This is a genomic window from Thiorhodococcus mannitoliphagus (assembly GCF_010915725.1).
GTDB classification, from domain to species: Bacteria; Pseudomonadota; Gammaproteobacteria; order Chromatiales; family Chromatiaceae; genus Thiorhodococcus; species Thiorhodococcus mannitoliphagus.
Genome location: NZ_JAAIJR010000140.1, coordinates 1 through 13,684, shown reverse-complemented (window position 1 = coordinate 13,684; position 13,684 = coordinate 1). Strand labels below are relative to the sequence as shown.

Sequence of the window (13,684 nt, the reverse complement as noted above, 5' to 3'; positions counted from 1 at the left end):
AGGAGCCGGATGCGGTAGTCCCGCACGTCCGGATCTGTGGGAGCCGCGGGTGCGTAAGCACCCGTGGCCACCCGGTGCCAAGGCTCACCGTCATGATAGGAGAGCGGCGCCAATGCCTAGCAAGATCAGCGTCTTACCTCCGGTTCTCGGCAGGCGGTCCGCTCGGTGGCCGGAGTTATGAGCAGGGCCCCGCCCGACGAAGGCCCGCCATCATTGCTTTCGGCAGCGCCTGACGCCGATCTCATGAGCGGCGGAAGCCAAAAGCTAGGAAAGTGTCCATCAATTGTTTCCCGATGCGAGCGATGCCGCCCGAAATCCCCCCTAGCCCCCCTTTGCGAAAGGGGGGAAGTTGTTGATGGACGCTTTCTAGGGTCGCGAACCGTCAGAAACGGATCCCGCGTTCACGGCAATGGAACATGCAGAAATCCGCCGATCTCTCGATTCACCCACCCTGCCTCCGTCACCGGCAGCGAATGTCCCCCGTCCACCACAACCTCCAACCGCGCACCTGGAATCAACCCCGCCATCGCCTCCGCATGCTCCAACCGGATCACATCCCGCCCGCCGACGATGAGCAGCACCGGACAGCGAATCCCGGTGAGGTCCGTAGGCGTTAGATTCGGCCCGCTCAGCCACATGCGCTTGATACGACCCTCCAGTGCCTGGGTCTTTGGACCGGCCTCGGTCCACCAACGATTGATCCAATAGGTGAAGGCATTGGCTGGGCGTCCGGCATCGGCCCGAGCCTCGGCGGTCAAACCTGAAGGGTCATAGTTGGCGCTGATGGCGAGGACGCGATTGATCCGCTCGGGGTGGAGATGGGCAAGGACCAGCGCGGTGTTGCCGCCATCGCTCCAGCCGATGATGTCCGCCTTGCGCAGATGCAGCGCAGCCATGACGGCCATGACATCGGCCGCATGGCGTTCGTAGCTCAGCTCGCCGTCACCGAGGTCGGAGCGCCCGTGGCCGCGGCTGTCGATGAGGACGACCTCGCGACCGGATGAGACGAGCCAGGGGAGCTGGGAGAACCAGCTGAGGCGATGGCTCAGTCCGCCATGCAGCAGGAGGATGGCGGGGCCTTGACCGGGGTAGCGCTGGTAGTGGATCGCGGCGCCGTCGGTGTAGATGCTGCCGGTTTGGGGATGCGGGTCGGCGGTGTAGCGCCACCAGAGATAGCCGGCAAAGTTGCCGGAGATCGGCATGAGCAACAGCAACCCGACCACCAGTAACCCGGTCAGGACGGCGACGCTGCTGACCACCCGGCGCCCCTTGAGACCCATCCCGCCTCAGCCCCCTGCCCGCTTGCCGGCTGCCCGATGGCCCCTTTGGCCTCGCGTGATGAGGGCGGTCACGTCCATCAGCACGACCGGCAGCGACCGCCCTCGCGGGTAGGCCAGGTACATGCCGCGCCACTGCGGGTTGAACTTTTCCTTGTACTGGCGCAGCCCCTTGTAGTTGTAGAAGCGGTTGCCCAGCTCGTAGCCGAGCTTGAGCATGCGCTCGTCGCGCGGCGACCAGGGCGAGCGGCCGACGCCACTGAGCGGCGCCATGCCCAGGTCGAACCAGGCATAGCCGGCCTCCTGGGCGTGGAGGATGAGGTTGCTGAAGAGGACGTCCATGGTGCCGTGCGGGGTGTCCGGGATATGTCGCATGAGGTCGATGCCAGTCTCGTCGCGGTGTCCGAAGTCCTGGGCAAGGCTGGCGAAGGCGATCAGCCGCCCGGACTGCCGGACCACGGCGATCGCCCCCCATTCCAGGAAGTCGCGCCTGAAGCTGCCGAGCGAGAAGCCGAGTTCCGCCATGCGCTTCTCGGCGAGCCAGGCATCCGAGATGGCCTTGAGTTCCGCCCAGACGCCCTCTTCCAGCGGCGGGGTCAGCACCTCGAAGGTCATCTCGGTGCGCTTCGCGCGGTTGAGCACGGTCCGCAGGTTTTCGGCCTTCTTACCCTTGAGCGTGAAGTCCGGGAGAGAGACCCGTGCGGTCTCGCCGAGCTTGAGCAGGCGGAAGCCCGCCTCATGGTAGTGGTGCAGGTTGGCTTCCTCGACCTGATAGAAGACAGGCGTCAGGTCGTAGGCGTCCGCGAAGGTGCGAAAGCCGTGGAGGGCTTCCTGCAGATCGGCCTCGGCGCAGGCGGGATCACCCAACGCAATGAGATGCCCGCGGCGGATGCCGTATTGGATCAACGCCCGACCCGACGGGGAGTAGAAGAGGTACTTATCCCCCAGCATGGTCAGATAGGAATAGGTGGTGCGGCCGACCCGGGTGTAGAAGTCCGCGGCACGCTGCAGCGCCGTCTGGTCGGGCAGATCGACCGCCGGCGCCGGCATGGAGTACCAGGTCCAGGCCAGCCAGGCGAGGAAGGTCACCGTCATCCCGAGCAAGGCGCGGGCATAGCGGGCGGAGTGCAGATGGTGGCCGATCTGGTCGAGATGGCTGAGCAGGGTGCTGGAGCCGTAGAGGAGGCTGCCGAGCCCAGCCGCCGCCAAGAGCGTCAGGGCGATGCCGCCGAGCCAGCGCAGATTGCGGGCGCTCGCCAGGGCATAGCCGCGGCGATCAAAGCTCGCGCGATTGGCCCGCAGCAGGGCCGAGAGCATCAGCAAGAGGGCCGCAACCTCGATGTCGATGCCCTTCAGCAGGCTCAGGATAGCGCCGCTCAGAAGCAGAACCTGGGTGCTGTGATAGGCCCCGCGCATCCCGGCACCGATCCCGCGCGAGAGACCCAGCAAGAGCGTCCCGACGATCACGCTCGACAGATGAAAGCCCTCACGCGCCAGCAGCGGCATGTAGCGGTCCAGCACCTCCAAGCGCTCCGCCACGCCGGGAAAGGCCGCCGACAGCAGCAGAACGACCCCGGCCGCGAAGGTGGCGTAGGCGAGGATCTGGGTGCTCAGGTGCCCCAGGAGCTGGAGCGGAATGCGGCCGACCCGCAGCACCGGATTGGTCTTGAAACCCTCGACCAGCTCCTCGATGCGGCCACCGTCCGGCAGCAGCCGGGTTCCCGGCAGGAGCTGGGCGGCGAACAGAAAGGGGACGAAGTAATAGGCGACGCGGAACAGCAGCAGCCCGGCGACCAGGGCGGCCGGATCCGCGCCGGTGCGGCCCAGGATGAGCAGCATGGCCCCTTCGAAGACGCCCAGAGCGCCGGGGACCAGGCTGACCAGACCCAGGGTCATGGCAAGGGCAAAGGCCATCAGCAGCGTCGTCAGCGGGAGGGTGGCGCCGGCCGCGCTCAAGCACAGCCAGAGGAGCCCGCCGACCGCGACCCAGTCCAGGGTCGAGACCAGCACCAGACTGACCCGCTGCGCCGCGCCCAATGTCGGCGTGTCCGCCAACCAGCGCCGGTGCAGCGGACCGCGCCCGGCGATGAGCACGAACAACGGCCAATAGAGACTGACCGCACCCAGCACGGCCAGGGCCAGCGGCGCCGGCACCGCGGTCCACTGCAACATCTCGCGGTGGACCGCCAGCAGCGTGGTCGCCAGCACCGAGAGCCCCAGCGGCATGCTGAGCACCACCAAGGCCGCGCTGCCGACCGCTTTGGGCGGCGCGACACCCGCCTTGGTCAGGCCCAGATAGCGCACGCCGGAGCCCGTCATGCCCGAGAAACCCACGACGTTGTTCAGGGCGCTCGCGACCCAGGCGGTACGCGCCAGATCCTTCACCCTGATCTCCAACGCCAGCCAGCGTCTCAACAGCAGGTCATAGAGGGTGTTGAGGGAGGCTGTGGCCAAGCCGGCCAGCAGCAGGGCGACGGTGACGCCCAGACTGATCGCCTGGAAGGAGCGGTGCACCTCGGCCAGGTCGAGATGGCGAAGCTCCCGCCAGCCGACCACCCCCACGGCCGCCAGCGCCACGATCGGCAGCACCCAGTGGAGGATGGCGCCGACGGCCTTCAGCCAGCTGCGCTCGGCGGCGTCGTCGGCCGCGTCCGAATCCGAGATCGCAGAGAGGTCGTCGATCCGCGCGTCCGCGCGGACGGCGCAACCGGATCCCTGAATGTTCTCTTGGCTCATCGTCATGTCCTGCCTTGACTACTGATGCCGCCCGACCCTGGCGTCGGCGGTGCGGGCCGAATGAGATGCACATCGCGCTGCGGAAAGGGAATCTCGATGCCGGCCTCACGGAAGGCCGCGTCGATGGCGAAATTGAGGTCGCTCAACACCGTCAGGCGCTTGCCGATGTCACGGACGAAGACGCGCAGTTCAAAGTCCAGCGCACTGTCTCCGAAGGCAAGGAAGAGCACATAGGGATCCTGAACGATTCTGCTCCCCTGAACCACCTGGGGATGCTCGCCGGCAACCCGCAGCAGCGTCTCTCGGACACGCTGCAGGTCCGAACCATAGGCGACGCCGACCGGCACGCGCAGTCGCCCGAAGCGGTCGCGCAGCATCCAGTTGGTCACGCTGTTGGAGATGAGATCCGAGTTGGGCAGGATGACATCGGCGCGGTCGAAGGTCTGGATCTGGGTCGAGCGGATGCTGATGCGCCGCACATAGCCCTCGATTTCCTTGACGATGATCCAGTCGCCGGTGCGGATGGGGCGCTCGAACAGCAGGATGAGCCCAGAGACGAAGTTGTTGACGATGTTCTGCAGCCCAAACCCGATGCCGACCGAGAGCGCCCCGGCAATGATCGCCAGCTTCTGAAGCTCGAACCCAGCGATGGAGAGCGCCGCCAGCCCGGCCGCGATCATGAGCCCGTAGCCGGTCATCGCCACGGCCGTCTCGCGCGCGCTCGGCTCCAGGCGAGCCGTCGCCAGCCGCCGATCGAGCTGCTTGCGGATCCAGGAAACCAGCGACAGCAACACCCCGAGGGTCAGAATGGCGATCAGGACCCGCGCCGGCTGGATGCGGACTTGGCCGAGGCTGAACCCCTCCCCTGCCCACTGCAGCAGAGTGGACTGAGCGCTGTCCGGCAGACCCCAAACATCCAGCACGGCCAGCGCCAGCGCCAACCAGATCAGCAGACGGAAGAGGATGCGCAGCCAGAAGAGGCCCGGAATGAAGTCCTCCGGCCCCACGCCGAGGCGCACGCGCAAACGCCGCTGCCAGGCGTGGCGCCCCTCGTCGAGACTGTCGATGAAGTCGTCGCCCAGCGTCGACACCAGCCAGGCGAGCAGCAGACACACCAGGGTCAGCACCACGCCCTGACCGACGAAGACCGAGAGATTGCGGTAGCCGAGCCATTCGGCACCCAGGGCGCCGAGCAGCGCGAGCCCGAGGCCGAGCCGGACGACGCCGACGCCGCCCTTGCCGCGCAGGCGCCGAATGAGCCAAACCGCCCATACGAGATTGGCGATGAAGAGCGTGCCCCAGATCGATCGGGTGACCAAGAGCAGATCAGGGCTCGCGGATTCCGCAATCGGCGTGGTCAGCAGCAGCGCACCGATGAGCGAGATCAGCGCGAGCCAGCGCAGAGTGCGGGCAAAGCCTTTGGAGAGATCGATCGGCACACGCAGGTAGCGGCTCGCCGGGCGCGGCGGATTGAAGGCGGCGCGGATGGCGACCAAGGCAAACTGGTAGCCCAGCAGGACGAAGGCCACATCGGCGAGCAGCGGCCAGCCCTCAGGGGCCCGGCCGCGTATCAGCCAGTCGAGCGACCAGAGCGCCCCGATGGCGAGTCCTGGCAGATAGCGGCCCAGGCTTAGGCGGATACCCTGCGCCACCGCGCCGAAGAGATCGCGCTCGGGATCGACCGGGGCCAGCTGGCGCATCCGGCGGCGCGGGAGTAGCCCCAACACCAATCCAATGAGCGCCAGTGCGCCGAGCCAGGACAGTGCTGCATGATCCCCCGCGCCGAGTCGGTCGCGCAGCCTGCCGAGATCCAGCAGTGAGTCGGGCGTGGGCGGACTTGCGATCCAACCCTGAATCAAGCTAGGCGTGGTCACCCCCCGGGTGAGCAGACGGCTGGTGAGTTGCGCCTGCTGACGCGCCGCCAGGGTTTGGAGCGTCTCGCTGCTCTTGACTTGCAGCAATCGGCAATCGGCCAGCAGCGCGGTCGCCTGGGTCTGCTGACGCTCCAAATCCGCCCGCGCCTGCCGCACCTGCGCGGAGGCTCCCGCGGCCTTCGGCCCCAAGGCATTGAGCTGCTGGGCGATCGCGTCGGTCTGCGCCTGCTGCGCACTGATACAGTCCTGCGCCTGGGCCTGATCGGTGGAGACCTCGTCGGTTAGCGCCGCAAACCGAGCCTCGGGGACCAAGCCCTGCTGAAGCCTTGCGTCGACCCGGTGCAGACCCGTTAGCCTGGCCTGAACACCGGCGGCGTCGAACGCGGCTTGATCTGCCCAGGCCGGACAGACCGCCGCAAGCAAGAGCAACAGCCCCAGGACGCACGTGCCAGGCCGATGGATCTGCCGGCGGAAGGCATCCGCCTTGCATGTGGATAGAGCACCCAGCGTGCGCATCGCACCACCGGCCCTCTCAGCGCGTCAGCAGTCGATTCGCCCGACCGAGCATGGCCTGGGCACGCGCGGAGCGTGGCTCAAAGGCCCACTTGAGCGCGAGCCCGGAGCCGAAGGCCAGCAGGATGATGACCGCGACCAGGGCGGCGAAGACGTTGTCGTCAATGACGCCGAGCGAGCGCCCGACGCCGACGAAGATGAGCGCGACCTCACCGCGCGGCAGCATCCCGAGCGCGACCGTGGCGCGGTCGACCTCGGGTCCGGCCAGGAGTGCGGCCGGCAGTTTGCCGAGCACCGCCGCCAGCAGCAGCGCGAGCGTCAGCAGCAGGGTATGCCACTGCAGGAAGACCGCCAGGTTGACCTGCATGCCGATCAGCAGGAAGAAGATGGGCGTGAAGACCGCGATCAGCGGCACCAGCATCTCCTTGGTCTTGTCGCGCAGCGCCTCGTCCGAGAGGATGAGCCCAGCCGCGAAGCCGCCGACGGTGCCGCTCAGTCCCAGCGAGCTGCACAGCCAACCGAGCAGGAAGGCGAAAGCGAGCGGCGCGAGAAAGCGGTTCTCGGCGGGATCGATGCGATTGAGCTGGCGGGCGAAGGGTCGGCCCAACTGGTCCCCGAAGAGCACGATGGCGCCGAGGAAGGCCCCGCTGGAGGCCAGCAGCCAGGCGACGGCGGGCAGGTCGAAATGGCCCTTGACGACCAGCTCGATGGCGAGCGCGAGCAGCACCAGCCCGAGCAGGTCATTGAGCACGCAGGCACCGAGGATCATCTGCCCCTCGGCGGTGTCGGCCTTACCGATGTCATCGAGCATGCGCGTGGCGACCCCGATGCTGGTCGCGCTCAGGGTGGCGGCGATGAAGAAGCGCCCGGAGCCACTAAGGCCGACCGGCAGCAGCCAGATCACCAGGAAGGCGATCAACAGGGTGCCGAGTGCGCCGGCCACCGCCACCCGTGCGGCATCCGCCCCGACACCGCGCAGCTGCCGCACACCCGTCTTGAGCCCGACGTGGAAGAGCAGCAGGATGATGCCCAGGCTGGAGAAGAGCCAGAGGCTCAGGCCGGTGTTCACGTTGGCCAGGGCGTTGTCTCCGCTGAGCAGGCGCAGCACCTCGTGCCCGCGACCGCCGGGGGCCAGTTCACCGGCGCCGAAGACCTGCGCCGCCGCCTGCGCGACGGAGACGCCGCCCTGCCAGACCTGCTCGAACACCGGACTGGCCGCGCCGTAGCTCATCACGAAGGTAAAAAAGGGCAGACCGACCCAGTAGCCCAGGTTGCCGACCAGGACGCCGATCAGCAGCTCGCCGAGCACGGCCGGCTGTCGGTAGCGGTCGGTGAGCCAGCGGGCGACCAGGACCATGGTCAGTAAGAGCGCCAGCTCGAGCATGATGCTGGAAAAGGGATGCAGGACCATCGGTTGTGTCAAGGATGGAGGCATGACGCTTACCCTTCGGTTGGGGAACAATGGCCAGCCACTGGGCGTGGGCACCCATGCCGCTTGCGAGCCTGGCCGCTGATGTGTCATCAGCACGGATTGGGCCAACGCGCGCATGGCCTGGAGCGGGCGCAGGCCGACGCCGTGCCGCAGACTTTGCTGATAGCAACCAACGGGGGTTGGTGGATATGGACCAGGCGAGACATCAGGGACGGACTGGATTGTCGAGGCTGATGGGGCATCACGCATGGCTGCTCACCGCCATCATCCTGAGTTGGGCCGGACCGGGTTTCGCCGGGCCGGCCTATGGGCCCGTGCGCTCCGGCGAGTCGCTGTGGGAGATCGCGGGGCGCATCGAGACCGACACCCTGGTCAGCCGCGACCAGATCATGCTCGCGCTGCTGCGCGCCAATCCCACGGCCTTCGCGACACCCTGCAACGTCAACGGCGCTCTGAGGCTGGGCGCCCTGCTGCTGATCCCGGATGCGGATCAGATGGCTGCCCTGGATGCGGAGCGCGCACGCGCGGAGGTCGCGAAGCAGAACCGAACATGGCGTGAGCATCAGGCGCGGGGCAGCGGGCTGACCTGTCCTGCCGGCGCCCCGGGCGTGCTATGCCGGCTGAAGATTACGCGGATGCGTATGGGTTAGCGCGAGGCTTGGTAACCGCGGATTTGATTTCGGAGGCATCCGCCTTGGAGCGCGAAGTCGCCTTGGTGGCGTTGCTCGCACAGGGTTTTGACCTTGCGCTCTACGCCTGCCGGAAGATCGGTTGGCGCGTGCATGGATTCCCATCCGCGCTGGGCGTTGCGCATGCATCCGCCGCGCAGTGCGTAGTCGTCGGGATGCCGCTCGGCGCAATGCCTTCAGGCGATGTCCTCGGCGCTCGCCCATCCCTGACTCGCAGGAGTGCGTGTCGGCCTGCTACTAACGCTTGGCCGGGGTGACCCGCCTGAGCATTCCGGGCTTGAGTAGTCGTGCCAGCGCCCATCTTGGCCTTTGCATTTCGCAGCTTGCGCGCCAGTTGTCACGAGCACGAGCGTAGCGACGGCGACGGCGACGGCGACGATTGCGATGCGCATTAGATATCCCTCCACATGCCGATCACTTTTCCGAGGATGTGAAACTCATCCTCTATGATAGGGTATTGCTGATTGTGTGGAAAAGGGGACGGATTTATTTAGGCCGCCAAACTCGATCTCTACTCGGTCGGCGCCCAGAGGCCATCCAATCTGATCGTCACCGCCTCGAAAGGCGCGACCGACACCAGCCCGCGTAGGGCGGAACGCGATAGCGGTTCCGCCATTTTGCTCGGTATCGTGATGGCGGATCGCCCTATCGGGCATCCGCCCTACGAGGCTGAGCAACGGGGCCTAGAGTTCACTGCCGCATAGGCAGCTCAGAAAAACGAGGAACCAGAACCACCGGCAGCAGTAGTGGAAAAGGGAACGGATTTATTTAGGCCGCCAAACTCGATCTCTACTCGGTCGGCGCCCAGAGGCCATCCAGTCTGATCGTCACCGCCTCGAAAGGCGCGACCGACACCAGTGCTGCGCCAGCGAAGCGTCCGATCTCCCGCCAGGCACCGTCTTCCAAGGCGTAGGCTTCCAGGATGTGCACGACTGGATCGAGCAGCCAGGCATAGGGAACCCCGTACTGCGCGTAGATCGGCATCTTGAGCTTGCGGTCTTTGCTCTCGGTCGAGGGGGACAGAATTTCGCACACCCAGTCCGGAACCATGGTGAAGCGATGGTCGCGCGGAAATCTGGGCAACCGCTCCTTGCGCCATCCGGCCAGGTCTGGAACATCCACTTCGGTGTTGCGCAGGAGGTGCAGTTCGGGTTCCTGAAGGATCCACCATCCGCCGGGCCCCCCGCGCCCGCGCTCGAACGGGCCGAGCAGTTCATAGCCCAATTCAGACGCGGCGAAGACATGCGGGCCACTCGGGCGCGGCTGGGTGTAGAGCTGACCGTTGAGGATTTCCCCGATCAGTCCTTCCGGCAGGGCTTCAAGCTGTTCGTAGAGACTGGGGCGGGTCTTCTGATGCGCGTGCATGGCTCGGGCTCTCATAGCGGTCAATCTTGTGAAGCATACCCCGCAGAGAAACCCTGTAAAGGCAGACGTTTGCGGCAGACAATCGAGGTCTGGCGTCACTTGGGCCGACCCTGGAATGCCCAACGGCACAGGCCGCGTTGGGCATCCTTCCGCGGCCCAACCGACGACATCCGCCCCCTGCCCAAGCGGAAACAGCGACGCACTCGCGCAGCTCAGTATCCGCATCCACGCGACTATAGGTCATAGTGCACCCCGATCTCGATCAACCGCTCTGGCGGAGCCCCGAGCAGGAAGGCGGGACTGGGGGTGTTGCGCTGCATGAAGGCATAGAGCCTGGCGCGCCAGCGGGTCGCGGCACCAATGTTGGCGATGCCGACACGGGCGCGGCTCAGGAAGAGGCTCGGATGCTCGGTGGACGGCGGATAGGCGCTCTGTGACAGCAGGTCGAGGATGGTCTCGAAGCGTGGCCGTTCCATGTAGCCCATGCGCAGCACGGCGGTGAAGAAACCGGAACCGAGGCGCTCCACCGTCAGCTTGTCCTCCAACCGCACGCGCGGGGCGTCCTCGATCTCGACCTGCAGGACATAGGTCTCGCGATGCAGCACCTGGTTGTGGCGAAAGTTGTACAGCAGGCTTTGGGGGACGTGGCGCGCGGTCCGCGTGAGGAAGATGGCGCTTGCGGGCGAACGGGCCGCCGATTGGACCGCCTCGCTCGCGACGAAGTCGGTCAGCAGCGGTGCCGCCCGCTGTTGCCCCTGCCGCAGGCGGTTCTGCCCCCAGTGCCAGGTGAGCATGATCAGCAGCATGAAGGCGCTGATGACGACGATGACCAGGGCGCCGGAGAACAGCTTGGTCGACAGCGCCACCAGAAAGGCCAGGTCGACACCTAGGAAGAGGATGCCCAGGCTGAGGATCACCAGCCAACCGCGTCGTTTGACCTTGCGTTCGAAGCCCAGGAAGAGCACGGAGGTGATGAGGGTGACGACGCCGATCGCGAGCCCGTAGGCATTCGCCAGCGCATCCGCGGAGCGGAAGCCGAGCACGAGCATGAGGGTGCCGGTCATCAGCAGCCAGTTGATGGAGCCGATGTAGATCTGGCCCGCCTGGCTCGCCGAGGTATGGCTGACCCGCAACTGCGGGTAGTACTCCAGCTCGCTGAGCTGCCGGAAAAGCGAGAAGAGCCCGCTGATGATCGCTTGAGAGGCGATGACGGTCGCCAGGGTCGCGACGCCGATCAGGCCGATCAGCCAGTGCCCGGACACCATGCCGAAGAAGCTGTTGCCGGGGTGCTCGGGCGCGCTCAACAGCAGGGCGCCCTGCCCCAGATAGTTCAGCATCAGCGCCGGCCAGACTAGAAACAGCCAGCTCAGCTGAATCGGCCGTCGGCCGAAGTGGCCCAGGTCCGCGTAGAGCGCCTCCGAGCCCGTGACCACCAGAAAGACGATGCCGAGCGTCAGAAAACCGGTCCAGCCGTTGTCTTGAAAGAACCAGAAGGCGTAACGCGGGTCCAGCGCGGCCAGAACGCCGGGGACCTTGAGGATCCAGTAGACCCCCGTCCCGCCGAGGATGAGAAACCAGGCGAGCATCACGGGGCCAAAGAGCTTGCCGACCTGTGCCGTGCCGCGATGCTGGATGGCGAACAAGGCGATCAGCACCAGCACCGTCAGCTCCGGCACCACATCGGCCAGATCCGGGGCGACCAGTTCCAGCCCCTGCACCGCGCTCAACACCGAGATGGCCGGGGTCAGGAGCCCATCGCCGATCAGCATGGCGCTGGCGACCACCCCCAACAGCAGCGCCAGCGAGCGCGCCCGCCGGCGGCTGCGACGGCGCAGCAGGGTGGCGAGTGCGATCACGCCGCCGTCCCCATCGTTGTCCGCAGACAGGACGAAGAGCATGTACTTGACGCCGACGACCAGCACCAGGGACCAGAAGATCAGCGAGAGGGCGCCGAAGACGTTGACCACCTCGACCGGCAGTCCCGCCCGGCCGAAGAGGATGTTCATGGTGTAGATGGGACTGGTGCCGATGTCGCCAAAGACCACCCCGAGGGTGGCGATGAGCAGAGATGCCCCGGCCGCCCGGCGATTGGGATCCTGAACTGACATTGGGCATCCCCCAGTGGCTTAGGAAGCGCCCATCAACTGTTTCCCGATGTGAGCGATCCCGTCCGAAATCCCCCCTGGCCCCCCTTTGCGAAAGCGGGGAAGTTGTTGATGGTCACTTTCTTAGTGCCTTCGCAACGACCAGCCAATGGCGGTCAGTGCCGCGCCATCGAACAGCAGACTGGTGCCCACGAAGATGCCGAGGACGACCAGCGACGAGGCCGGCCAGCTGAAGGTGAAGAAAACGACCAGCAACAAATCGACGACACCGCTAGCGATCATCCAGCCCCAGCCGCGTGCCGGACGCAGCTCATAGGCGAGCGCGAAGCTGCCGAAGGCGTCCAACAGCAGATAGAAGCTCAGCAGTAGCGCGAGGGCCTCGGCGCCGGCCACCGGCCTGGAAATCATCAAGACGCCGGCGGCGATGAGCGCCAGCGGTTTCAGCCAGCGCAGCAGCCCTCCGCCATGCTTGGCGGTATGCCACAGCCAGAAACCGCCGCCGATGAAGAGCATCAAGCTGATCACATCGACCGTGGTGATGGCCATGGCGGGCGGCAGTGCGATGCCGACCGCGCCGAGCATCATCAGTAGAAGACCGATCCAGAAGCTATGTGATCCGAAGCCATTCACCTCCTGCTCGATCAGGGCAGCCGGATCCAGGGTGATCTTGTTGTCAGGGACTTGCATCGTGATTCCTCCTGCATCGAGTGTTTCGACAATGAGGTACTCAAGATTCGCGCCATGATCCACTGGGCAGCCCCGACCGGACTCGAGCATCAACAGGCCGGCCGCCCGGCGCGTTGCGCGGTCGTTCGCGCCACTGTCCAAGCGCGCTGACCAGAGGGAGCGATCTGGTGAATTTGCACCAAGGAGACTGTGTCTCAGCGACCAGAAACCGCCTCTGAAAGACTCCGCTCCTACCGCTCCCGCCGAGCCAACCCGCTTCCGGTGCGGCCTCACCGAGCTTGGCAAACAAGATGCAGTGCAAGGGTCAGAGCGCCAGGCAAGCAGCAAGCGAACCGCTGGCATCGTCTCGGACGCTCTAAATCGTGGCGGTTCGACTCCAGGGCACTCGCCGTTCGGCACCTTGGCGTCCGAGCTAAGCCTTCTCCCGATACGTACTTGGAGATCAAGCGCATGTCGAACCAACTCATGAATCTAGGCAATTTCCATGTGGACAAGCTCATCCATTCAGACAAGGTCAGGCAGCTGGGCACTGTGATCACCGAAGGCGTCGACAACATCGGCCGCGTCATCACCGAAGGCGTCGACCACATGGTTCCGCATCCCAAGACCTATGTCGGCAAATTCACGCTGGCAACCCTGCCTTACATCATGCTCTACAGCATCTCGGTCGTCCTCATTGCCATGACCGACCACAATCCAGCCTCGGCGCAAGGGGCCTGGGATTTCTTCATTCCCCTGGTGGCGCTCGTCTCCACCTTCAGCGGCTGGGCCCGCCACGCCGGCGACATCTGGCAGACACGGGCTCGCTACCTCTTGAAGCAGATCGCGCACTGGGGCGCCCTGCTCATCGTCATCCACCTGCTGTTCCAGTCGGATGTGCAGCACTTCCTCAGGGCCGAGACCGACGGCTTCGTCATCGTCTACATCTTAGGCGATTTACGCGAAAGAACTTACCCGCAGTTTGGTCGGATGAGGATATCCCATTTGGGCAAAGTGGAACTGCGCT

General features: G+C 65.7%; 9 protein-coding genes. 2 read left to right on the top strand and 7 right to left on the bottom strand.

The features are described 5' to 3' along the window. Positions 1–401 precede the first annotated feature (401 nt). The 4 genes from G3480_RS21995 to G3480_RS21980 are packed head-to-tail and all read right to left on the bottom strand — an operon-like array spanning position 402 to position 7,811. Complete coding sequence (locus tag G3480_RS21995; protein ID WP_164656099.1) at positions 402–1,280, bottom strand: alpha/beta fold hydrolase; 879 nt, start codon at positions 1,278–1,280, stop codon at positions 402–404. Between the two features lie 6 nt (positions 1,281–1,286). Next, a complete protein-coding gene (mprF, locus tag G3480_RS21990; protein ID WP_240905974.1) occupies positions 1,287–4,013 on the bottom strand; it encodes a bifunctional lysylphosphatidylglycerol flippase/synthetase MprF in 2,727 nt (908 codons plus the stop codon). Positions 4,014–4,015: 2 nt separating this feature from the next. Next, entirely contained in the window at positions 4,016–6,403 is a 2,388-nt protein-coding gene (locus G3480_RS21985) for a mechanosensitive ion channel domain-containing protein (RefSeq protein ID WP_164656095.1), read from the bottom strand. Between the two features lie 16 nt (positions 6,404–6,419). Beyond that, positions 6,420–7,811, bottom strand: coding sequence for a cation:proton antiporter (locus G3480_RS21980; RefSeq protein WP_164656093.1), 1,392 nt, complete (start codon positions 7,809–7,811; stop codon positions 6,420–6,422). A 254-nt stretch (positions 7,812–8,065) separates the two neighbouring features. Here G3480_RS21980 and G3480_RS21975 point away from each other — a divergent pair, with 254 nt between their 5' ends. Continuing rightward, a complete protein-coding gene (locus G3480_RS21975) occupies positions 8,066–8,482 on the top strand; it encodes a FimV/HubP family polar landmark protein (protein WP_240905973.1) in 417 nt (138 codons plus the stop codon). Positions 8,483–9,310: 828 nt separating this feature from the next. On the opposite strand, the gene G3480_RS21970 is transcribed toward G3480_RS21975, so the two are convergent. The 3 genes from G3480_RS21970 to G3480_RS21960 form a co-directional block, all read right to left on the bottom strand. Continuing rightward, on the bottom strand, positions 9,311–9,886 hold the full coding sequence (locus G3480_RS21970; RefSeq protein WP_164656089.1) for a Uma2 family endonuclease: 576 nt from the start codon (positions 9,884–9,886) through the stop codon (positions 9,311–9,313). Positions 9,887–10,119: 233 nt separating this feature from the next. After that, positions 10,120–11,994: a potassium transporter Kup gene (locus G3480_RS21965; RefSeq protein ID WP_164656087.1), complete on the bottom strand. Its 1,875-nt coding sequence runs from the start codon at positions 11,992–11,994 to the stop codon at positions 10,120–10,122. A 120-nt stretch (positions 11,995–12,114) separates the two neighbouring features. Continuing rightward, positions 12,115–12,678, bottom strand: a complete 564-nt coding sequence (locus G3480_RS21960; protein WP_164656085.1) for an HdeD family acid-resistance protein — start codon at positions 12,676–12,678, stop codon at positions 12,115–12,117. 450 nt (positions 12,679–13,128) lie between these two features. On the opposite strand from G3480_RS21960, the gene G3480_RS21955 reads away from it, so the two are divergent. Continuing rightward, a partial coding sequence (locus tag G3480_RS21955; protein ID WP_206171843.1) for a hypothetical protein occupies positions 13,129–13,684 on the top strand: 556 nt, incomplete at its 3' end.